This is a genomic window from Massilia sp. CCM 8734 (genome assembly GCF_011682155.1).
GTDB classification, from domain to species: domain Bacteria; phylum Pseudomonadota; class Gammaproteobacteria; order Burkholderiales; family Burkholderiaceae_D; genus Telluria_A; species Telluria_A rubra.
This window is the reverse complement of the sequence record NZ_WHJI01000007.1, coordinates 182,113-203,854: the sequence shown is the minus strand read 5'-3', so window position 1 is coordinate 203,854 and position 21,742 is coordinate 182,113. Positions and strand designations below refer to the sequence as shown.

At 64.4% G+C, this 21,742-nt stretch carries 20 protein-coding genes; 5 read left to right on the top strand and 15 right to left on the bottom strand.

The features are described from left to right. Positions 1 to 64 precede the first annotated feature (64 nt). The 3 genes from hemP to F2P46_RS09445 are packed head-to-tail and all read right to left on the bottom strand — an operon-like array spanning position 65 to position 2,264. Complete coding sequence (gene hemP / locus F2P46_RS09455) at positions 65 to 241, bottom strand: hemin uptake protein HemP (RefSeq protein ID WP_166888012.1); 177 nt, start codon at positions 239 to 241, stop codon at positions 65 to 67. 33 nt (positions 242 to 274) lie between these two features. Continuing rightward, positions 275 to 1,330 carry an AraC family transcriptional regulator ligand-binding domain-containing protein gene (locus F2P46_RS09450; protein ID WP_368737901.1) on the bottom strand — a complete coding sequence of 352 codons (1,056 nt, stop codon included), beginning with the start codon at positions 1,328 to 1,330 and terminating at the stop codon, positions 275 to 277. Between the two features lie 7 nt (positions 1,331 to 1,337). Beyond that, entirely contained in the window at positions 1,338 to 2,264 is a 927-nt protein-coding gene (locus F2P46_RS09445) for a diguanylate cyclase (RefSeq protein WP_166888006.1), read from the bottom strand. Between the two features lie 390 nt (positions 2,265 to 2,654). On the opposite strand from F2P46_RS09445, the gene F2P46_RS09440 reads away from it, so the two are divergent. The 3 genes from F2P46_RS09440 (at position 2,655) to F2P46_RS09430 (ending at position 7,427) form a co-directional block, all read left to right on the top strand. After that, on the top strand, positions 2,655 to 5,231 hold the full coding sequence (locus F2P46_RS09440) for a TonB-dependent receptor (RefSeq protein WP_166887996.1): 2,577 nt from the start codon (positions 2,655 to 2,657) through the stop codon (positions 5,229 to 5,231). Between the two features lie 7 nt (positions 5,232 to 5,238). Continuing rightward, positions 5,239 to 6,810 (top strand): phytase, encoded by a 1,572-nt coding sequence (locus F2P46_RS09435; protein ID WP_229509184.1) that lies wholly within the window; start codon positions 5,239 to 5,241, stop codon positions 6,808 to 6,810. A gap of 173 nt (positions 6,811 to 6,983) precedes the next feature. Continuing rightward, complete coding sequence (locus F2P46_RS09430) at positions 6,984 to 7,427, top strand: hypothetical protein (RefSeq protein WP_166887992.1); 444 nt, start codon at positions 6,984 to 6,986, stop codon at positions 7,425 to 7,427. On the opposite strand, the gene cobA is transcribed toward F2P46_RS09430, so the two are convergent. From cobA to F2P46_RS09400, 6 genes are read right to left on the bottom strand one after another with little or no spacing between them, the layout of a single operon-like run. After that, positions 7,416 to 8,195 (bottom strand): uroporphyrinogen-III C-methyltransferase, encoded by a 780-nt coding sequence (cobA, locus tag F2P46_RS09425; RefSeq protein ID WP_166887990.1) that lies wholly within the window; start codon positions 8,193 to 8,195, stop codon positions 7,416 to 7,418. The genes F2P46_RS09430 and cobA overlap by 12 nt on opposite strands. A 53-nt stretch (positions 8,196 to 8,248) precedes the next feature. Further along, positions 8,249 to 9,586 carry a sulfate adenylyltransferase subunit 1 gene (locus F2P46_RS09420; protein ID WP_229509183.1) on the bottom strand — a complete coding sequence of 446 codons (1,338 nt, stop codon included), beginning with the start codon at positions 9,584 to 9,586 and terminating at the stop codon, positions 8,249 to 8,251. Continuing rightward, complete coding sequence (cysD, locus tag F2P46_RS09415) at positions 9,586 to 10,524, bottom strand: sulfate adenylyltransferase subunit CysD (protein WP_166887988.1); 939 nt, start codon at positions 10,522 to 10,524, stop codon at positions 9,586 to 9,588. The genes F2P46_RS09420 and cysD overlap by 1 nt, the downstream gene beginning before the upstream one ends. A gap of 42 nt (positions 10,525 to 10,566) precedes the next feature. Next, complete coding sequence (locus tag F2P46_RS09410; protein WP_166887986.1) at positions 10,567 to 11,283, bottom strand: phosphoadenylyl-sulfate reductase; 717 nt, start codon at positions 11,281 to 11,283, stop codon at positions 10,567 to 10,569. An 8-nt stretch (positions 11,284 to 11,291) separates the two neighbouring features. Beyond that, positions 11,292 to 11,873: a DUF934 domain-containing protein gene (locus F2P46_RS09405; protein WP_166887977.1), complete on the bottom strand. Its 582-nt coding sequence runs from the start codon at positions 11,871 to 11,873 to the stop codon at positions 11,292 to 11,294. Then, on the bottom strand, positions 11,866 to 13,554 hold the full coding sequence (locus F2P46_RS09400; RefSeq protein WP_166887974.1) for a nitrite/sulfite reductase: 1,689 nt from the start codon (positions 13,552 to 13,554) through the stop codon (positions 11,866 to 11,868). Before F2P46_RS09400 ends, F2P46_RS09405 begins: the two co-directional genes overlap by 8 nt. Positions 13,555 to 13,893: 339 nt before the next feature. On the opposite strand from F2P46_RS09400, the gene F2P46_RS09395 reads away from it, so the two are divergent. Then, on the top strand, positions 13,894 to 14,835 hold the full coding sequence (locus F2P46_RS09395) for a CysB family HTH-type transcriptional regulator (protein WP_166887971.1): 942 nt from the start codon (positions 13,894 to 13,896) through the stop codon (positions 14,833 to 14,835). Between the two features lie 22 nt (positions 14,836 to 14,857). After that, positions 14,858 to 15,508, top strand: a complete 651-nt coding sequence (locus tag F2P46_RS09390) for a class I SAM-dependent methyltransferase (protein ID WP_166887970.1) — start codon at positions 14,858 to 14,860, stop codon at positions 15,506 to 15,508. A gap of 1 nt (position 15,509) precedes the next feature. Here the strand turns inward: F2P46_RS09390 and F2P46_RS38225 are convergent, their stop codons facing one another. The 6 genes from F2P46_RS38225 to F2P46_RS09365 all read right to left on the bottom strand — a co-directional run bounded on the left by F2P46_RS38225 (position 15,510) and on the right by F2P46_RS09365 (position 21,607). Continuing rightward, the gene (locus tag F2P46_RS38225; RefSeq protein ID WP_267875841.1) at positions 15,510 to 15,632 is read right to left on the bottom strand and encodes a hypothetical protein; all 123 of its coding nucleotides are present in this window, start codon (positions 15,630 to 15,632) and stop codon (positions 15,510 to 15,512) included. 146 nt (positions 15,633 to 15,778) lie between these two features. Continuing rightward, the gene (locus F2P46_RS09385) at positions 15,779 to 16,564 is read right to left on the bottom strand and encodes a DeoR/GlpR family DNA-binding transcription regulator (RefSeq protein WP_166887967.1); all 786 of its coding nucleotides are present in this window, start codon (positions 16,562 to 16,564) and stop codon (positions 15,779 to 15,781) included. A gap of 143 nt (positions 16,565 to 16,707) precedes the next feature. Then, a complete protein-coding gene (locus F2P46_RS09380) occupies positions 16,708 to 17,718 on the bottom strand; it encodes a porin (RefSeq protein WP_166887964.1) in 1,011 nt (336 codons plus the stop codon). Positions 17,719 to 17,968: 250 nt separating this feature from the next. Then, positions 17,969 to 19,204, bottom strand: a complete 1,236-nt coding sequence (locus F2P46_RS09375; RefSeq protein ID WP_229509182.1) for a PAS domain-containing sensor histidine kinase — start codon at positions 19,202 to 19,204, stop codon at positions 17,969 to 17,971. Between the two features lie 242 nt (positions 19,205 to 19,446). Then, positions 19,447 to 20,208: a LytTR family DNA-binding domain-containing protein gene (locus F2P46_RS09370; RefSeq protein ID WP_166887961.1), complete on the bottom strand. Its 762-nt coding sequence runs from the start codon at positions 20,206 to 20,208 to the stop codon at positions 19,447 to 19,449. 103 nt (positions 20,209 to 20,311) lie between these two features. After that, the gene (locus tag F2P46_RS09365; RefSeq protein ID WP_166887958.1) at positions 20,312 to 21,607 is read right to left on the bottom strand and encodes a sensor histidine kinase; all 1,296 of its coding nucleotides are present in this window, start codon (positions 21,605 to 21,607) and stop codon (positions 20,312 to 20,314) included. Between the last annotated feature and the right edge of the window lie 135 nt (positions 21,608 to 21,742).

Sequence of the window (21,742 nt, the reverse complement as noted above, 5' to 3'; positions counted from 1 at the left end):
CTCCTGTCAAAAAAGGGGGGGGCTGGCTGGCGGGTGCAACGCTGGCTGGCTGGGGGTTGATGGATCAGGCGGTCAGGATCAGCTTGCCCAGCCGGGTGACTCGCAGTTCGTAGATTTTGCCGTCGTGTTCGATCTGGATCGACTTGCCCTGACGCAGCAGTTCCTGGCTGTTGACGCGCAGCGGAAGCGCAGGTGCGACAGGCGCCGGGATCGCGCGCACGGGTTGTTGGGTGGTATTCATCGCTGCCTTTCAGTGAATGAGAACAATTCTCATTTAGATTATGGCCGATGTATCTCCCGATTGCAAGCGATAAGCTTCCAGGCTTTGTCTTAATAGCATGGGGGTCATGCCGGTCCAGCGTTTGAACGACCTGCGGAAGTTGTTTGCGTCATGAAATCCGAGATGGCGCGCGACCGCGTCGTTGTCGTGGCGCCCGCCGTGGAACAGGTGCAGGGCGACGTGGGCGCGTACCTGGTCGAGTTCGGCCTGGAAGTGGCTGCCATGGCGCGCCAGGTGGCGTTTCAAGGTGGCGGGGCTGACGCCGAACTGGATCGCGCACTGTTCCAGGGTCGGCGCGCTGCGGATGTGCTCCAGCAGATAATCGTAGAGGGCGCACAGCAGGCTGCGCTGGCCGCCGGTGTGGGCCGCGTCGACGCTGCGCCGCGCCACCGCCGCCGCCATCGCGTTGGCGCGCGGCCACGGGCGGTCGAGCCAGGCCGCGTCGATCAGCATGGCGTCGAGGTGACAGTGAAAGCGCAGCTGCTCGCCCAGGTGCACCTCGTGCTGCTCGGTGTAGCGCGGCGGGGTGCGGTTGAAGCAGTAGCGCCACGGCAGGCGCTCGCCGCCCAGCCAGCGGCACATGGCGCTCATGGCGGTCATGTGCATCTCCACCAGGAAGCCGCGCTGCCCGCCGGCGCCGAAACTGTCGGTCCAGTACAGCACGGCGAGATCGCCTTCCTCGCGAAAACGCGGCGCCAGCAAGGGGCACAGCTGCATCTGGAAGCGCACCAGCAGGGCGATTGCCTCGCGCAGGCTGTGGGCCTGCATCAGCGCGTGGCTCAAGGCCCCGAAATGCCCGGGCAGCATCTGCTGGCCCAGCATGAAACTGGTTTCCGCGCTTTTCAGGCCGGCCGCCACGTTGGCCAGCAGTTGCAGATATTCGGTGGGGGTAATCGCTTGCTGCGCGTCCGGCGCCTGCAGGTCGTCCATGCCGGTGCCGGCCAGGATGGCGCGCGGCGCCAGCTCGCGCGAACGCGCGTAGTCCAGCACCAGCGCCGGCTGGTGCTGCGCCACGATGCAGGCGTCGCCCGCTTGCAGAAGGCGGCTCACAAGCGACTCACGCGGGCGCGGCGAAGCTGCTGGCGTCGTCCGCGGCAGGCGCCGGCTGCGGCATGCGCCGTTCCAGCGCGCGGTTGATTTCCTTGAGCAGCTGGCGCGGCTCGATATCGACATGGCGCACCGCGTAGCGCACCGTCACCTGCAGCGCCTCGCCGCTGCCGTGGGTGTGATGGCGCAGTGTCGCGACGGCGCGCCGCAACTGCTCGGCCAAGGCGCGCGCGCTGTCGCCATCGGTGGCCGGCAGCAGGATCGCGAAGCGGTCGCCCGCGTAGCGGCACAGCAGGTCGGTGCGGCGCAGGTTGAGCAGCAGGGTATGGGTGACCGCTTGCAGCAGGCGGTCGCCTTCGCGCTGGCCGTGGGCGCGGTTAATCAGGTGGAAGCTGTCGATATCGACCATCAGCAGGCAGCAATCCGCGCCGGTGCCGCGTTCGTGCTCGATGCGCAGTTGCGCGCGCAGGTAGTCGGCGTCGCCCACTTGCGTGAGCGGATCGAACGAGCGGTGGTCGCGGAACAGGCGTTCGCGTTTGTGCAGGTGCTCGTTGAGCATGAATTGTTCGCGTCGCCAGTCGAGCAGGCCGCAGGTAAGGGCGGCCATGCCGGCCAGGGTCAGGCCGCTCTCGATCACGTGGTTCCACAACTGGCCCTTGGGGACGCTGACAAATTCGTCGAGGCAGTCGGCGCAGGCGCCCAGCATCAGGCCGGCCAGGCCGGCGGCCAGCAGCGCGGTGACGCGGCCGGGCGGGCGCGAGCTCAATACCAGCACGAACCACACGCCGGCCATGAGCGCGATGCTCGCCTCGCTGGCGATATCGATCCACTTCCAGTCGGCCGGCGGCTTGGGCACGCCGGCGAACGCATACAGGAAGCAGCAGGCGAGAAGGGCCAGCGAGGCCAGGACGAGCGCAGTGCGGTGTGAGTGGAGCATGGGCGAAAGGCCAAAGCCTTGCATGAGGGTGATACGTGCCGATACTAGCCCGCGCGCGTGACAGGACGATGACAGGCGGGGGTGCAAACAGCGCAGCGGCGCCAGTCCGATCGGCTCACCAACCCGGCGCCCCGCTGCCGCCCCCGGTGTCGCGCCCCCGGTGTCAGGTCTGACATTCGGACACGGCCCCGGCTGTAGATAGCTGCTGGATTGTCCCTGCGGATCAGCTCGTGTCCGAATGTCAGACCTGACACCGGCGGGGGAGGGGCATTTCAGCTCACCGGCTGCCGTAAATGCCGTATCGCGCGCGGCGGCGGGGAGCGTGTCACGAGATGGACATATTCGCTCTCTAGACTTCGCCCTGTTTTTCACCCATCCAACGGCGAACCTATGAACAGCGACAAACAACCACACCGTCAGCGCGCAGCGGCGGGCAGTCTTCCGCGCCTGTCCTTCATTGCCTTCGGCATCCTGCAACTGTGCGGCGGCGTCGCCCACGCGGCCGACAACGCCGCCGGCGCCAGCGAAGCGAGCGCGATCGCGCTTGATACCGTCGTTATCGCCGGCCAGCGTTCGAGCATGAAGCGCGCGCTGGCGGCCCAGCAGAAGGCCGACAACATCGTCAGCGTCATCAGCAGCGATGATATCGGCGGCCTGCCGGACAAAAACGCCGCCGAGGCGCTAGCCCGCCTGCCCGGCGTGGCGGTGCAGCGCGACCAGGGCGAAGGCCGCTATATCGTGGTGCGCGGCATGGGCCCCGATTACAACGCCGTCACCATCAACGGCGCTGCGGTGCCCTCACCGGAAGCGGGCCGCCGCGCGGTCGCCCTCGACGTGCTGCCGGCCGGCCTGATTCGCTCGCTGGAAGTGTCCAAGACCGTCATGCCCGACCAGGATGCCAATTCGCTCGGCGGCTCGGTCGACGTCAAGTCGCTCTCGGCCTTCGACTTGCCCGGCAGCGCGCTGTCGTTCCAGGCGGGAGCGAGCCGCGACCAGAACACCGGCAAGACCAGCCCGAACGCCGGCGCTTTGTGGGCCGAGCGCTTTTTGGACGGCAAACTCGGCGTGGCGGCCGGCATCAGCGGCGAGCGCCGCAAGTTCGGATCCGATAATGTGGAAACCGGTGGCGCCTGGAACAAGGGCAAGCTGTCCGGCCTCGAACTGCGCGACTACCTGCCGCAGCGCGAGCGCAATGCGCTCGCGCTCAATGTCGATTATCGTCCGCAGGCCGGCCAGTCGCTGTATCTGCGCACTTTTCTCAGCCGATTTTCGGACGATGAAGTGCGCGATCGCCTTTCGGTCAGCAATATCGCCGGCGGCGCCGCCTCCCCCGACACGCCCTTTACCGCGCGCGCCGAACGCCGCCTGCGCCAGCGCAAATACACGCAGCAGATCAGCTCCGCCGTCGTCGGGGGCGAGATCCGCGTCGGCGACTGGAAACTGGCCGCCTCTGGCGGCGCCAGCCGCGCCACCGAAGACACGCCGGAGAGCATCAACGATGGCCGTTTTCGCGCCAGCGCCAACGTGGCCGGCCTGCGTTTTTCCGGTGCCGAGGCGCCCGGCCTGACCGGTCCCGCCAGCCTGGTCGACCCGGCTGCCTACAACCTGCAGGGCATCACCCTGCAGGCGCGCGACAGCCGTGACGCCGAGCGCCACGTGAAACTGGACCTGAGCCGCCGCCTGGCGCTGGGCGACGCCGCTGCCGACATCAAGGGCGGCGTCAAGGCCAGCCGCCGCACCAAGGATAACGACACCGAGCAGTGGGGCTACACCAGCAACAAGGCAAGCAGCGGTAATTACTGGGGCGCCGGCAGTGTGTCGATGAGCGGCTTTACCCAGGGCGCATTGGACTACCCATTCGCCAACCTCGGGCCGGGCCTCGACCCGGCGCTGGTGCGCGCGCGCGTGGCGGGCCTGGACCGCGCCGGCGCGCGCCTGCTGTCGGAATCGAGCCTGAACGATTTTTCGATGGACGAAGATATCGACAGCGCCTACGTGCAGGCCGGCGCCGATATCGGCAACTGGCGCTTGCTTGCCGGCGTGCGCCACGAGCGCACCAGCTTCGCGGCGCGCGGGCAGCAGGTGTCCGGCGCCGGCTTGCAGTCGGTGTCGCGCAGCAGCGATTATGCGAACTGGCTGCCCAACCTGCAGGCGCGCTTCGATATCGACAAAGACACCAGCGTGCGCGCCGCCTGGACCAACGCCGTCGTGCGCGCCAATTTCAGCCAACTGGCGCCGGGCGTCAGCCTGGCCAGCAATACCGAAGCGGTGATCGGCAACCCGGACTTGAAACCGCTGAAGGCGGCCAACTTCGACCTCGGGATCGAGCGCATGCTCGGCGCGGACGGCGCCATGTCGGCCTACGTGTATTCGAAGGACATCAAGAACTTCACCTACACCACCGACCTGGCGGGCAGCGGGCCATGGGCCGGCTACACCACCGCCACCAGCTACGCCAACGGCGACAAGGCGCGCGTGAACGGTGTCGAACTGTCGTATTCGCAGTCGTTGCGCATGCTGCCGGCGCCGTGGAACGGGATGATCGTCGGCGCCAACGCCAGTTTTAACGACGCCAAGGCTACCATCGGTCGCTTCGACAAGGCCAGCGGCGGCCAGTTGACGCGCGACATCCGCCTGCCGGGACAATCGAAGCAGATTGTCAACCTGATGCTCGGGTACGAAAGCGGCCCTGTGAGCACGCGCCTGGCGCTCAATCACAAGTCGGCCTACCTGCTCGAAGTCGGCGGCGACCTGCTCGACGCCTCGCAGGACCGCTACGTCGACGCCCAGCGCCAGGTCGATTTTTCGCTCGGCTACCAGATCAATAAGCGTGTGCAGCTGGTCTTCGAGGGCATCAACCTGAATAATGAAACCTATTATGTATACCAGGGCAGCAAACCATACAACGTCCAGTACGAGCAGTACGGCCGCACGTACAAATTGAGCCTGAAAGCGAATTTTTTCTGATATGACCATGCACAAACACCTACTCCGCGCAGCCGCTTCGCTGTGCCTCCTCGCCGGCGCTACGGCGCACGGCGCCGACCGCATCGCGCTCGATGGCGGCGGCTGGCTCTCGCTCGACAAGCACGCCTTGCAACTGACCGATGCCGCCGGCAAGGAGCTGGCGCGCCTGCCGATGCGCGCCAAACAGCTCGACGCGCGCACCACCAACGGCAGCGGCATCGCCGTGGTGCTCGATGCCGACACCCAGCACGCGCTGCCGATCCGGGTCGATGCAGGGCGCGGCGAGCTGGCGCGCCTGGCGCCTTTGCCGCAGCAGCCATTTGGCCTGGAGGGCCTGTGCCTGTTTCGCGACCAGCAGGGACTGGACTTCCTGTTCGTGGCGGCCAAGGATGGCCAGGCGGAGCAGTGGCTGATGCACGGGGCCACGCCGCAGCTGGTGCGCAAACTGAGCATGCCGCCGGGCGCCGGCCAGTGCAAGGTGGACGATGCGCGGCACACCCTGCATGCGAATGAGAAGGGCGTCGGCACCTGGGCCTATGAGGCCAACAGCGAGGCGATGCCGGCGCGCACCCTGCTCAAGGCCGGTGCGCGCCTGCCGGCGGGGCCTGCGGCGTCACCGGCGATGGTGGTCGAACCGCGTGCGCAGACCATGCCCGTGGCGCGCTTGGGCGACGTGGCGGACGATCCTGCGATCTGGGTTCATCCGCAGGACGCGACCCGTTCGCGCGTACTGGGCACGAACAAGAAGCAGGGCCTGATGGTGTACGACCTGCAGGGCAAGCAGCAGCAGTTCCTCGATGTGGGCCGCTTGAATAACGTCGACCTGCGCCAGGGCGTGAACATGGATGGCAAGGTGCTCGACCTGGCCGTGGCCAGCCAGCGTGACGACAACAGCGTGGTGCTGTTCGGTTTCGATGCGGACGGCAAGGTGGCCGAGCTGACCCGCTTTGCGACCGGTTTCCCGGAGGTGTACGGGATCTGCCTGTTCCAGCCGCGCAGCGGTGGGCTGGAGGTGATCGTCAACGACAAGGGTGGGGCGTTCCGCCAGTTCCGCATCACGCGCAGCGGCGAGGCGTGGAGAGTCACGCTGGCGCGCCAGTTCAAGGTGGACAGCCAGCCGGAAGGCTGTGTCGCCGACGACCGCAACGAGCGTTTGTTCATCGGTGAGGAAAAGCGCGGCGTGTGGACCCTCTCGGCGCGCGCCGACCAGCCTTCCACGCGCAAGCTGGTGCTCGGCGTGGGACGCGAGCTGCACGCGGATGTTGAGGGGATGGCGATTTACGAGGGCGCCAAGGGGGCTTACCTGATTGTGTCGAGCCAGGGGGACAGCAGTTATGTGGTGCTCGATGCGCAAGCGCCGTACAAGGTGCGCGGGCGCTTCAAGGTGGGGTTCAACCTGGCCGAAGGGATCGATGGCACGTCCGATACCGATGGACTCGATGTGACATCGAAGAACCTGGGTGGCCCGTATGCGCAGGGCATGCTGGTGATTCAGGATGGCTACAAGCGCCTGCCGGATGGTCCGCAGAACTTCAAGTATGTGAGTTGGGAGGATGTGGCGAAGGCGCTGAAACTATAGGCATCACCGCCCCCTCATCGTTCCCGCCGAGGGCCGCCTTGGCGCGGGAACGACCGAGGCAGGGAATTCGCAGTTGGTTTGTTCTGGATCAGTTACCAGCGTGTGCGGGGTTTGACTGGACTGGCGATTGCGCTCAGAATTTCTTGACTCTCTTCCTCTCTCCGGTATCCATCATGCTCAGTTCATTCCTGAAGCTGCTGCTCCGCGAAGTCTCCCTGCTCGCCCGGCACGGCCGCAATTCACTTATCGCACTGGGTAACGAACGTCGCGCCGCCATGCGCCTCGACCGCCTGGCCGACCGCCTCGCGGGAATGGGATACAAGATCGACATGCTGCGCAAGCGCATGGACGAGGGCCTCGACGAACCGCTCGACGCCGACGCCAGCCTGCGCGAAGCGCTCAAGGCATTGAAGGAAGATATCCGCACAGTGCGCAGCCAGCTGTATTCGCTGAGCGGGCCAACGAGCTCGCCGCGCTTGCAGCGCGCTTTCAACCGCCTGTCGGCCATCGCCGAAAAAACCTATGCCGCAGCCGACAAGCTGCAATGGGAAATCGACGCGCTCGAACCGCAGGGATGCGCGCAACAGGCGCCCGCCTGCAAGCGCTCAAGCGCTTAGTTGCGCGCCATCCTGCGCTCCGTCCACGCTGTCGCCGCCTTGCGCGGTATCGATCGGCTGGCTCTCGCGCAGCTTCATGGCGTCGCCCAGCATCACCAGCACCGGGCCATGCGCCGGCCCCAGGCCATGCGCCAGGGTCGCCAGGGTCAGGCGCATGATGCGCTGTTCCGGGCGGCTGCAATTTTCAATCACCACCACCGGCGTATCCGGCCTGCGGCCTTGGTCCAGCAGGCGCTGGGCCGTCACGATCGCCTCGCGCCCGCCCATGTACTGCACCAAGGTGTCGGTATCCGGAATGACGGTCTGGCCATCGAGTTCGGGCGCGGTGCTGGACGTGAAAAACGCCACGCTGCGCGCCACGCCACGCTTGGTCAGCGGCTGCTTGCTCGCCGCCGCCGCCGCCACCGCAGTGGTAATGCCCGGCACGACTTCCACCTCGATGCCCGCTTCTTCCAGCGCGCGCAATTCTTCATCGGCACGCCCGAACAGCATCGGGTCGCCCCCTTTCAGGCGCACCACCAGCGCGTATTTATGCGCGCTGTCGACCAGTTGCTTGTTGATGAAGGCTTGTGCCGTCGACAACTGGCCGCAACGCTTGCCCACCGCGATCTTCTTCGCCTGCGGACACAGTGCCAGCATCTCGTCGGTCACCAGGGCATCGTGCAGCACCACGTCGGCCTGCTCCAGCAGGCGCGCGCCGCGCAGGGTGATGAGGTCCTGGGCGCCGGGGCCGGCGCCGATCAGATAGACTTTTCCGAGTGCTGACATGCTGTGTTCCTTTTGCTGGCGGGCGGCTGGCAAGCGCGCTGGCGGTTGATGACTTACGCGTCCAGTCGGATCATACCAGCGGCAACCGTCTGGTGAGTAACTTCATCGATCAAAATGAAGGCGCCCGTTGCGCGGATGTCGGCATAGGCGTCGGCCGCCAGCGGCTGCTGCACGGTCAGGCCGATGCGCGCGATGTCGTTCAGCTTCAGGCCATCGGCCGCGTGGCGCTGCTGCGTATTGATGTCGAGCAGGGTGTCGACGCCGGTGATCTTGGCCGAGGTCTGCTTGGTGCCGTGCTTGATCCAGTACTTGCGGCGCATGTCGAGCGGCTCGTCCGACATCCAGCACACGTCCGCCTTGAGCGTCTTGAGCAGGGTCGCCGGCTGGTCGGCTCCGGCCAGCAGGTCGCCGCGCGAGATGTCGAGGTATTCATTGAGCAGCAAGGTAATCGACTGGCCCACCACGGCCGACTGATGCGAGCCTTCCAGGGTCAGGATATCCTTGACGGTGGCGCTCTGGCCCGACGGCTGCACCACCAGCTTGTCGCCCACCTTGACCATGCCCGCTTCGATGCGGCCCATGTAGCCGCGGAAGTCATTCGCTTCGTGGCCGTTGTGACGCGCCACCAGCTGCACCGGGAAGCGGAACGGCGCCGCGTGCGATTCGTCGTAGACCGAGAGCGACTCGAGCAGCGAGATCAGGGTCGGACCCTGGTACCAGCTCATTTTTTCGCTCGGCTCGACCACGTTGTCGCCGGTCAGGGCGGACAGGGGAATCGGCGTGATGTCTGTCAAGCCCAGGGTCGCGGCGAACTCCTGGTAGGCCTTGACGATGCGGTCGTACACCGCCTGGTCGTAGTTCACCAGGTCCATCTTGTTGACGGCGACGACCACGTGCTCGATCTGCAGCAGGTGGGCGATGGTCGAATGGCGCTTGGTCTGGATCAGCAGGTCCACGCCGCCGTCTTCCCGCAGCTTGACCTTGGAAACGTCGATCAGGATGATCACCGCGTCGGCGGTCGAGGCGCCGGTGACCATGTTGCGCGTGTACTGCTCGTGGCCCGGGGTGTCGGCGATAATGAACTTGCGCTTGGGCGTGGCGAAGTAGCGGTAGGCCACGTCGATGGTGATGCCCTGTTCGCGTTCGGCTTCCAGACCGTCGGTCAGCAAGGACAGGTCGACCGCGTCGCCCACGGTGCGCTTGTGCTTCGAGCGCGACATGGCGTCGAGCTGGTCGGCGAAGATGCCTTTGCTGTCGAACAGCAGGCGCCCGATCAGGGTGCTCTTGCCGTCGTCGACCGAGCCGGCGGTGATGAAGCGAAGCAGTCCCGATACCGCGTCCGGGCGTTCGCCATTTTGGTTTTTTGCAGTGGTGTCAATTCGGGCGTTCATCAGAAGTATCCTGCTTTCTTGCGTTTTTCCATCGAGGCTTCGGAGGTCTGGTCGTCCATCCGGGTGGCGCCGCGTTCGGTGATCTGGGTGATGGCGGTTTCGGCGATGATCGCTTCGACCGTCGAGGCATCCGACGAAACAGGGCAGGTGCACGAAATGTCGCCCACGGTGCGAAAGCGCACCACCTGGGTTTCGACGGTTTCGCCATCGCGCGCCGGGGTCAGGTCGGTCAGCGGCACCAGCAAGCCATTGCGCGGGATGACCTGGCGTTCGTGCGCGAAGTAGATCGGCGGCAGCGCCAGTTTTTCGCGCTGGATGTAGAGCCACACATCGAGTTCGGTCCAGTTCGAGATCGGGAACACGCGCATGTTTTCGCCCGGGTGTACGCGGGTGTTATACAGGTCCCACAGTTCCGGGCGCTGGCCCTTCGGGTCCCACTGGCCGAATTCGTCGCGGAAGGAGAAGATGCGTTCCTTGGCGCGCGCCTTTTCTTCGTCGCGCCGCGCGCCGCCGATGCAGGCGTCGAATTTGTGTTCGGCGATGGTCTCGAGCAAGGTGACCGCCTGGGCCGCGTTGCGCGAATCGGTCAGCGCATTACGCAGGCGCACGGTGCCGCGCTTGATCGAATCTTCGACGCTGCCGACGATCAGGCGTTCTTTCAGCTCGGCCACGCGGGCGTCGCGGAAGGTGATCACTTCGGCGAAATTGTGGCCGGTGTCGATGTGCACCAGCGGGAACGGGAATTTACCCGGCCGGAAGGATTTTTCGGCGAGGCGCAGCAGCACGACCGAGTCCTTCCCGCCCGAGAACAGCAGGGCGGGGTTGGCGCATTCGGCGGCGACTTCACGCAGGATGTGGATCGCTTCCGATTCGAGCGCATCGAGGTGGCGCGCATTGACGTCGGTCAGTACGCGCGGGGTGTCGGTCAGTGTAGTCATGGTGGCTAGGCCTTTGTTTTTATGGTGGCTGAGGGGTGAGCCTCAAGCGGCCACGGATTTAATGCGAATCAGTTTTCCATCGACCATGTGCAGGCCGCATTCCTTGGAGTCCGGATTTTCCCACCACCAGCGGCCGGCGCGCACGTCTTCGCCCGGCTGCACCGCGCGCGTGCAGGGCGCGCAGCCGATCGAGGGAAAGCCCTGGTCGTGCAGCGCGTTGTAAGGCACGCCGTTGTCGCGGATGTAGTTCCAGACGTCGGTTTCGGACCAATCGGCCAGCGGATTGAACTTGACCATGCCGTGGGCGGCGTCGTCTTCCTGGATGTCGAGCTGCGCGCGGGTGCTCGATTGCGAGCGGCGCTGGCCGGTCACCCAGGCCTTGTTGCCGGCCAGGGCGCGCCCCAGCGGTTCGACCTTGCGGATGCGGCAGCACTCGCGGCGCATGTCCACGCTCTCGTAAAAGGCGTTCAGGCCGTGCTGCGACACATACGCGTCCACCGCTTCGGTCTGCGGTTTGAACAGCGCGATGTCGACGCCGTAGGTGTCCTTGACCTGGCCCAGCACCGCCAGCGTTTCCGGATGCAGGCGGCCGGTTTCGAGCGAGAAGATCCCGATCGGCAGCTTGGCCTTGAGGATCAAGTCGGTCAGGACCATGTCTTCGGCGGCCAGGCTGGAGGCGAACACCGCCGGCGAATACTCGGCGGCGATGCGCTCCAGGGTGGCGCGGGTGCTGGCAATGAGGACTGAAATATCGGTCATGATCGGCCTCAGATGCCGTAGCCGACGTCGGTGCTGTCGATGCGCACGTCGCGTTCGTGACGGCGGAACAGCGGCGCCTTGATGTCGACCGAAGCCTGGTACACCTCGGAAAAGTCGGTCAAGCCCTTGAGCGCATCGTCGATATTGCGGTCCGGGCGCGTGGCAAAGGCGTCGAAGCCGCAGCGCTGCATCTGGAACAGCTGGTCGCGCAGCACGTCGCCGATGGCGCGCAGTTCGCCTTGATAGTCCATGCGCATGCGCAGGTTGAAGGCGGTCGAGTAGCCGCGGCCATCGGTGAACTTGGGGAAGTCGATGGCGACCACCGCAAACTTGTCCAGATCACCCTTGAGCGCTTCGGCGCGTTCGTCGGGCGCCAGCCACACGCCGATGTCGGTGCGCGAAGCGAGCGAATCGCGCTGCGCCTGCCATACCGCCAGCGGCACGATGACTTTGCCTTCCGGGACCACGACCGCGTCCGGCGCGTCGGCGACGACGCCGGCATCAGGGTCGGCAACGGCCAGGCGCAGCACGCTCCAGTCGTCGGCGACGACCGCGCGCTGTTTGATGATTTCTTTGTGCGACTCAAGCATAGTGGTCTTCTCCAACCAGTTCGCCCGCCTTGATCGGCGTGGCATACACATGTTCCTTGAACGGGGCGACGCCCAAGCGCTGGGCGGTGTCCACGAATTTTTCGTCTTCGTGGCGCTCGCGCACGTACACCTGCAGCAGGCGGTCGATCACTTCGGGCATTTGCAGCGCCGAGAAGGACGGTCCGATGATCTTGCCGATGGCCGCGTTGTTACCCTGCGCGCCGCCGATCGAGACCTGGTACCACTCGCTGCCATCCTTGTCCACACCTAGCACGCCGATCGAGCCGACGTGGTGGTGGCCGCAGGCGTTGATGCAGCCCGAGATATTGAGTTCGATCTCGCCGATGTCGTGCTGGTAGTCGATGTTATCGAAACGCTCCGCGATGGCGGCGGCGATCGGGATCGACTTGGCGTTGGCCAGCGAGCAGAAGTCGCCGCCGGGGCAGCAGATAATGTCGGTCAACAGGCCGATATTCGGCGTCGCCAGGCCGTGCGCCTTGGATTCCTGCCACAGTGCGAACAGGGCAGACTGTTTTACGTCGGCCAGTACCAGGTTCTGCTCGTGCGTCACGCGCAGTTCGCCGAAGCTGTAGCGGTCCGCCAGGTCGGCCACGAAGTCGATCTGGGTCGCGGTGGCGTCGCCCGGCGGCACGCCGGTTTTTTTGAGCGACAGCAGCACGATGGCGTAGCCGGGCACCTTGTGCGGCTTGACGTTACGGGTCAGCCAGTTGCCGAAGGCCTTGTTGTCGGCATGTTCGGCACGTACGTCGATATTGGCCAGGGTGTCGTACGCCGGCGGCGTGAAGTAGGCCGCCACGCGCGCCATCTCTTCGTCGGTCAGGGTCGATGCGCTGTCTTTCAGGTCGGTCCATTCTGCCTCGACCTGGCGCGTGAATTCTTCGGCGCCCATGGCTTTCAACAGGATCTTGATGCGCGCCTTGTACTTGTTGTCGCGCCGCCCGTAGCTGTTATAGACGCGCATGACCGCTTCGATGTAGGTCAGCATGTGACGCCACGGCAGGAACGCGCGCACCACGCTGCCCAGGATCGGGGTGCGGCCCATGCCGCCGCCGACCATGACCTTGAAGCCGATCTCGCCGTCGTCGTTACGCACCACGGTCAGGCCGATGTCGTGCACGGCGATGGCGGCGCGGTCTTCCACGGCGCCGTTGATCGCCACCTTGAACTTGCGCGGCAGGGCGGCGAATTCGGGGTGGAAGGTGCTCCACTGGCGCAGCACTTCGGCGTACGGGCGCGGATCGATGATTTCGTCCGCCGCCACGCCCGCGTATTCGTCGGACGTGATGTTGCGGATGCAGTTGCCCGAGGTCTGGATGGCGTGCATCTCGACCGAGGCCAGGTCGGTCAGGATGTCGGGCGTCTGTTCCAGCTCGATCCAGTTGAACTGGATGTTCTGGCGCGTCGTGAAGTGGCCGTAGCCGCGGTCGTACTTGCGCGCGATGTGGCCGAACATGCGCATCTGGTTTGATGACAGCAGGCCGTACGGCACCGCGATGCGCAGCATGTAGGCGTGGCGCTGCATGTACAAGCCGTTTTGCAGGCGCAGCGGCACGAATTCGGCTTCGGTCAGCTCATCGTTGATGCGGCGCTCCACCTGGCTGCGGTATTGCGCGATGCGTTCCCTGACGATGAGGTGGTCGTATTGGTCGTAGCGGTACATATGTCATCCTGAATATTTGGGTGCCTCGCCAAACCTACTGCGCGGCGCAATTTTCGTCCGGGACGCGAAAGTCCTGCGGTGCTCACCGTACCTTCGTACGGCTGCGCTTCTCGGACGAAACTTGCGCCGCTCGCTACGGTTTTGCGGGGCCCCCTTTTTTGGGCTTCTTCTGGGGCAAGGCCATGAGACTGTCCCCAAACTAGCCTCAATAGTAATAAACTCATCCTTTATTCCAAAGGACTAAGAATTTATTTGCTTATATGCGTATCCGGCATAAGCATTCTTATAAAATGCTGGTAGATATTTATTTTGAGTATCTTCCGGCCTACGAGAACAGCAATGAACCTTCATCAATTACGCTTCGTCCGTGAAGCCGTGCGGCAGAATTACAACCTGACCGATGCGGCCAAGGCCTTGTTCACGTCCCAGCCCGGGGTGTCGAAAGCCATTATCGAGCTTGAAGAAGAGCTCGGTGTTGACATTTTCACCCGCCACGGCAAGCGCATCCGGGGGTTGACCGAGCCCGGCCGGCTGGTGCTGGAGTCCGTCGAGTTGATCATGCAAGAGATCGACAGCCTCAAGCGCATCGGCAAGGAGTACGCGGCCCAGGACAGCGGCAGCTTCACCATTGCCACCACGCATACCCAGGCGCGCTATACCTTGCCGAAAGTGGTGCAGGCCTTCATGCTCAAGTACCCCAAGGTACGCTTGTCCCTGCTGCAAGGCAACCCCCGCCAGATCGCCGAAATGGTCCAGCGCGACCAGGCCGACCTGGCCATTGCCACCGAGTCGATCGCCGGCATTGATGGATTGATCACCTTGCCATGTTATCAATGGGAACACATGGTGGTGGTGCCGCCCGACCATCCTTTGCTCAAATCGAAGGCCGTGTCGCTGGAAGAAATCGCCACCTACCCGCTCATTACCTACGACGCCGCGTTTGCCGGACGCAGCAAGATCGACCACGCTTTCGGGCTGCGCGGGCTCAAACCCGACGTGCTGCTCGAAGCCATCGACGCCGATGTCATCAAAACCTATGTGGAACTTGGCATGGGTATTGGTATCATAGCGGGCATGGCCTTCGACGCCGAGCGCGACAAGAACCTGCGCGCCATTCCAGTGGGGCACTTGTTCGGCATGAATATCTCGCGCGTGGCCGTCAAGCAGGGCGCCTATCTGCGCAGCTACATTTATACTTTCATCGAATTGCTGGCGCCGACCCTGAACCGCAAGCTGGTCGAGTCGGCCATGAGCGGCACCAAAGAAACTTACGAGCTGTAAAAGCCTTCACACCAAGAAAAATATGATCACCGAACAATCTGCACAGTTTTACGCCAAGAGCGCATCGAACCACGACCGCATCTACGACCGGCCGGAACGCAAGGACGACCTGGCCGCCATGCGCGGCCACGTGGCCGAGACCCTGCGCGGCCATACCGTGCTGGAACTGGCCTGCGGCACCGGTTACTGGACCGCCGTCATCGCCGAGACGGCCGACAAGGTGGTCGCCACCGATATCAATCCCGAAATGATCGCGCTGGGCAAGCTGCGCGCGCTCCCAGGCGACAAGGTCGACTTCAAGGTGGCGGACGCCTGGAACCTGCCGGACGATATCGGCAGCTACACGGCCGTGTTCATCGGCTTCTGGTGGTCGCACGTCAAGCGCGAAGAGCAGGAACGTTTCCTGGCCCAATTGCGCAGCAAGGTCGGCGACGATATGTTCATCGTCTTGCTGGACGATGCGTATGTGGAAGGCAGCAGCGAAACCGTGGCGCGCACCGATATGGAAGGCAACACTTACCAGATCCGCATCGCGCCCGATGGCGAGCGCTACGAGATTCCCAAAACCTATCCCTCCGACAGCGCGCTGCGCAAGAAGCTCGCTTCCTCTGTGCGCGAAATCAAGATCGTGCGCCTGGAATACTACTGGCTGCTGACCTGCCGGCTCAAGTAAGTTACTGCGCTACCGCCTTGGGCGCGCTCGACGCGCCCAGTGTCGCGCTGGCCGCGATCAGCAGCATTGCACAGCCGAGCCCGGCAAACTCGAGCGGCATGACGAAGATGGGCGCATCGCGCACCCGCGCATCGTGCCCGCACCCAGGAAGCCACCCACGCTGAACAGCTGGCCTTCGCCCAGGCCGACATGGCCAGGAAGGCGAGGCGGGTGGAAAGACGTCGTTGCGCTCCGGTACCTGACATAATTTCTTTTGGAAAATGGTAACGCTCAAGGCGCGGCGGCGCGCCGCACGCGCACGCCGCGCGCCGCGAAGGCGTCAAACTGGCGCGCATCGATATCGTGCTCGACGACCAGCTCGGTGAGGCTGGACGCCGCCAGCACCGCATACGGCGCGGCGGTGCCGACCTTGTCGCTGGTGGTGGCGACCAGCACCGCTTTGCTGAGGGCGGCAACGCGGCGCTTGAATTCGGCTTCCTCGTAATGGATGGCGCTGATGCCGGCCTGCGCATCGACCCCGCAAGCGCCCAGGATGTACAGGTCGGGGCTGATCAGTTCCAGGTCGCGCAGGGCGGTCGCGCCGATGCTGGCGCCGGTCTCGGCATGGATGCGCCCGCCAATGACGATCAGCTCGATCAGCGCCTTGTCGACCAGCGCGGCGGCAATCGCCGGGGCGTTGGTGATCACGGTCAGGCGCGCCTCGCCCAGCGCTTGCGCGATCGCCAGGTTGGTCGAGCCGGCATCGATGAACAGCACGCTGCCGGGCGCCACGCAGGGCGCGGCGGCGGCGGCCAGGCGCGCCTTGCGGTCGGTCTGGGCGCTGCGGCGCTGGGCCGGGGTGCCGCCCGGGGCGGCCGGCAGCGGCATGCGCAGGGCGCCGCCATACACTTTCTGGCACAGGCCGGCGGCGGCCAGGTCGCGCAGGTCGCGCCGGATGGTGTCTTCGGACACTTGCAGCCACTGGGCCAGGTCGGGCGCCAGCACCCGTCCGTCGCTTTGCAGGCGTTGCAGGATCAGGGCATGGCGTTCCTGCAGGAGGAGGGGATCGGCGGGCATCAGGACAATCAGACAGGAATGAATGCGCACAAATATACATGAATGCGCATAAACGTGCAATCAGGCATAAAAAAACCCCGCAGGCTGCCAGGCAGCGTGCGGGGTGTTTGTTCAGCTAAACGCGGGTAAGCGCGTCAGTGAATTTAGAACGAGTGACGAACGCCGACCGAGAAAGCGCTAGGATCGGAACCGACCTGGCCTTTTTCTGGAGTAACTTGAGCGCCAGCGGAGAAGACACCGAAGGCTGCTTTATTGTTGTTGCGGATCGTTGCGTACGAAGTGTACACATTGGTGCGCTTCGACAGAGCGTACGAGTAAGCCAGCGAGTAGCCGTTGCCCTTGGCGCCGCCTTCGAGTTTGCTCTGCTGCAGGTTACCGTAGATCTTGTTGTCGCCGAAGGTGTACGACACGCCAGCATTGGCCTGCTCATACTTGTTGCTGTTGCCGGTTGGGTTGGCAACCAGGTAGTTACCACGCACTTCGATCGCGCCAGCGGTGAAGCCTGCGCCGAAGATCATTTCTTTGTCGTCGCCAGCAGCCAGGCGCTCGACCTGGTGGTAACCAGCGCCGACGTAGATGTTGTTGGCTTTGTACTCAACTGCCAGGCCCATCAGATCCTGCGAAGGACCGGTTGCGGTTTCGCCCAAGCCGTAGCCGGCGGTGACGATCACGCCGCCCATCGAGTTCGATTTGTAGTTGACCGAGTTGCTGATACGACGGGTCAGACGACCACCGCCGAAGGAATTCAGGTTGGTGCCGTAGAAGCCCTGGCCGTTGATATCGCTTGCGTTAGCGACGTCAGCGATTGGGGTGTACTCGCGACCGATCATGACGGTACCGAAGTTGCCCTTCAGACCAACGACCGAGCGGCGGCCGAACATGACTTCATCTTGCTTGCCGGTGTCGAGTGCGACGCCAGCTTCGATGTTGAACACAGCGCTCAGGCCCTTGCCCAGATCTTCAACGCCACGGAATCCGATACGGCTGGTCGACTGGTTGCCCGAGTTGACGACTGTACGGCTTCCGCCTGGAGCGCCCGTGTCTTCTTTAGCCAGCGCAGCGTCTGCAACACCGTAGATCGTGACGCTCGATTGAGCGGAAGCGCACAGGGGAATCGCAGCGGCCAGGACAACGGCCATCAGTTTGCATTGCATATAAATCTCCAAAAAGTTGCACAGATAAGGGTCGATTAACCAGGGATGCTCTTAATCGGACGTAATTATAGCTTCCACGTATGTCAAATCCATGACAAAGTGAAATGTGGCAAGAATGAGACAGTCTGGTTTTGCCCTGCAATAGGGCGTCAATACCCTGCAAATGCACGCTTCAGGTGCGCTTAATGGAAGCCGTGGGGAATGGTGCAATGCCGCATATCGCCCGCCGTTGCGGGCGATATGGGAAATCTCAGGCGACCGGCGGGGGCAGCGGACGCGCCCGTTCCGGTGCGCCGGCGGCGCGCTCGTTGGCGGCCTCGTCGCGCGTACTTTCGGGCAAGGGCAAGACGATATCGATCCGGGTTCCGGGCGGATCGTCGCCGCTGACGGTGATCTCGCCCTTCATTCCCCACACCCGTTCGCGCATGCCGATCAGGCCGAGCGACTGGGCTTTTTCCATGTCGGCCGCCTGGATGCCGCGCCCGTCGTCGCGGATCGAGACCAGCAACTGGCCGTCGATGCGGTATACATACATGGTCACATTGCTGGCCCCGGCGTGGCGCGCGATATTGGTCAGCGCTTCCTGGACGATGCGGAAAATGGCGGTGCTGGCCGCGTCGTCGAGGCGCAGCTCGGCTTCGTCGGCGAACAGCGAGCAGGCGATGCCGTGCCGTTCGACGAATTCGTCGCGCAAGCCCTGCAGCGCGAAATACAGGCCGCCTTCGTCGAGCGCGCGCGGGCGCAGGTTGGTGGCGATGCGGCGCAGCGAGGTAATCGCCGTGAGCAGGTTATCTTCCATGCCATTCATCAGGCGCTGGCCGTTGCTGCTGGCGTCGGGCTCCTTTTGCAGCAGGTTCAGGTCCATCCGTAGCGAGGCCAGCAGTTGGCCGAGGTCGTCGTGCAGCTCGCGCGCGATGTGGGCGCGTTCTTCCTCGCGCACGGTTTGCAGGGCCGAGGACAGCTGGCGCAGCTGTGCATGCGAGCGCGACAGCTTTTCCTGCACCTGCTGGCGCTCCGTCACATCGCGCAGGATGATGGTGTAGATGGTGCGGTCGGCCTCGATCATGCTGGAAATGGAGCCTTCGAGCGGGAACGTTTCGCCGCTCGCACGCACGCCCGTGACGGCGTAATCGGTGGCGCGGCGGCCGGCGCGGCCGGCCACGTCGCCGAAATAGGCGGGCGCGGCGTCGCCGGTGACGGTGGGCAGCGGCGCGATGAACTGTTGCAGCGGACTGCCCTGCATCTGCTCGATCGTGGTCGAGAACATCGCCGCAGCCGACGGGTTGGCCAGCACGATGGTCTGCGTATCGTCGGTGGAGATGATCGCTTCGCTCGCGTTCTGGATGATCTCGCGGCTGTGGCTGCGCGCAAAGCGCGGCCAGCGGTTATACGCGAACAAGCGCGCGAGGGAGTGACCGCCCAGCAAACCGAGCACGAACATGATCGCACCCCAGCTCAGGAAGCGGGAAAAACGCTGGTGTGCCATGCGTGCCTGCCGTCAAAGGCCCGCGGGACGCGGACCGTGGGCTGATTATAAAAGCGGGGTTGGCGAGCGCCTTGAGGCGCGACAAACCGGACGCCGACGGGGGCGCAAACCCGGGCGCAAAACGGGGCGCAAAACGGGGCGCAAAACGCGGTGCGGTGCGCGGCGGGGTACGGAATGTCATGGCGGGTCGCAAGATGGTGCATGGAACGGAAAGCAGGCGCCGCGAGCGGCGCGGCGCTGTTTTACATTTGCTTGAACAGGTGCAAGAAGCTGCGGCTCACTTCGAGCTTGTCGCTCTTGCCTTTGATGAGCACCAGGTGGCGCCCGCGGATGTCGCGCGTGACCCCTTCGATGGCGTTGACGTTGACCAGGGTGGCGCGGTGAATCTGCCAGAACAGGGCCGGATCGAGTTCCTCGGCCAGGTCGCGCACCGGTTTGCGGATCAGCGCTTCGAAGCGCTCGGTCTGCACGCAGGTGTATTTTTCGTCGGAGCGGAAAAACAGGATGTCCTCGACCGGAATCATGCGCAAGTCCTGGCCGATGCTGGCCTGGATCCATTGCAGGTAGGTCGGCTTGGGCGCCGCCATTTTTTCGGCCAGCTGCGAGAGCATGGCGGTGACGCTGTCGTTGACCGCTTCCTTCGGCTTGGCCAGGCGCGCCTTGAGGCGGTCGATGGTCACCTGCAGGCGCTCGGCCTCGGGCGGCTTGAGCACGTAGTCGACCGCGCCGCGCTCGAACGCTTCGACCGCGTACTGGTCGTAGGCGGTGACGAACACGATATTGCTGCCGGCGCCGATCGCGCGCGCCGCTTCCATGCCGGTCTTGCCCGGCATGCGGATGTCGAGGAAGGTCAGGTCCGGCTTGAGCTGGCTGACCAGCTCGATCGCTTCATCGCCGTTCTTGGCCTCGCCGACGATGTCCAGTTCGGGCCATGCCTGGTTCAGGCGCAGGCGCAACTGGTCGCGCATCAGTCTTTCGTCGTCGGCAATAATAGCGGTAGGCATGGTGCGTTTCTGGTGAGAGGCAAGAGTGCCAATTATTCAACGAAACCGGGCTTTAATCAATCAATTCCTTGGCCAGTTTTCAACGGCTGCGCTTGCTTGTGCATTACTTCGATACCTGATAGGGCACTTCGATGGTGGCGATCACGCCGCTCGGCGTGTTGGCGGCGATGTGCAACTGGCCGGCGTCGCCATGGAGCAGCTTGAGGCGTTCGCGGATCGTCATCAGGCCCAGCCCGGTGCCGTCGCTGGGAAACACGCCGAAACCGACCCCGTCATCGCTGACGATCACGCGCAGCTTGTTGTGCGCCACCTCGGCCACGATGGACAGGGAGCCGCCTTCCGGCTTGCATTCGAGGCCGTGCTTGATGGCGTTCTCGACCATCGATTGCAGCATCATCGGCGGAAACGCCGCGCTGCGCAGGCCGTCGGGAATGCGCAGGTCGACCTGCAAGCGTTCTTCCATCCGCATCTTCAGCAGGCTCAGGTAGGCTTTGACCATGTCCGCTTCGCGCCCGAGGTTGGTGACCACGGCGTTGTCGCGCATCTGCGGCAGCACCGCGCGCAGGTACTGGATCAAGCTGCGCTGCATGGCCGAGGCGCGCGGCGGATCGGTCTCGATCAGGTATTCGACCGAGGCCAGGGTATTGAATAAAAAGTGCGGCTCGACCTGGGCCTGCATCATCTGCATGCGCGCTTCCGACAGCTGGCGCTGCATCGATTCGCGCTCGGCGGCGGCGTTCGCGGTCTGGGTCTCGGCTTCGGCGCGCTTCTTGCCGCCGACCAGCGCCTTGGTGGCGAACAGGGCCAGCACCAGCAAGGAAATGAAACTCTTGAACCAGGTCGAGGCCTGGCCGTGATACACCTTTACTTTTTCTTCAGCGGCATTTTCGACCGCCGCTTCGATCGCGCTCGACAAACCCTCGACGATCTGTGGCGGCAGCGCGACGCGCACTTCGCCGTCGGCGTCCGGCACGGACGGCGCCGGTGGGATGTCCGGCACGGTCGCGACGGCCGGTTTGCCCGTATGCGCGGCGGTGCCGGGCGGCTCGGGCGGCTGCGGCGGCTCGGGCGGCTCGGCCGCTTCGGGCGGCTCGGGCGGTTCGGCCGGTTCGGGCGGGGCGCTGCGCTTTTTCGGCGGGCTGTAGCTGATGCCGCTGTCGTCGAAGATGATATTGCCTTCGCGCTTGTCGCGCTTGCGTTCCTGGCGCACCTCGACCACGTCCCCGCCCGAGAACAGTTCGTTCTGCAAGATCGACGCGGCAATCAGGGCCAGCGCCGCGAACAGGAAAAACTTCCACCACGATAGCTGGGTCACCCAGGTGGCGGTGGCGTCGAAGGCGCGGTGCAGCCAGGCCAGGACGGTCGCGATGGCTTGCTCGGGAGGGCGGCGTGCTTCCATGGTGAGTGTGTTCCGTTAGATTGTATAAAAACTGCGTGGTTTACAAGGGCGTGAGATTGCGTGACATTGTCGTAGCGAAGAGTGTAACTGCTGCGCGCCTGTGCCCGCCGTAAAAAGCGCCTCGCGGCGCGCAAT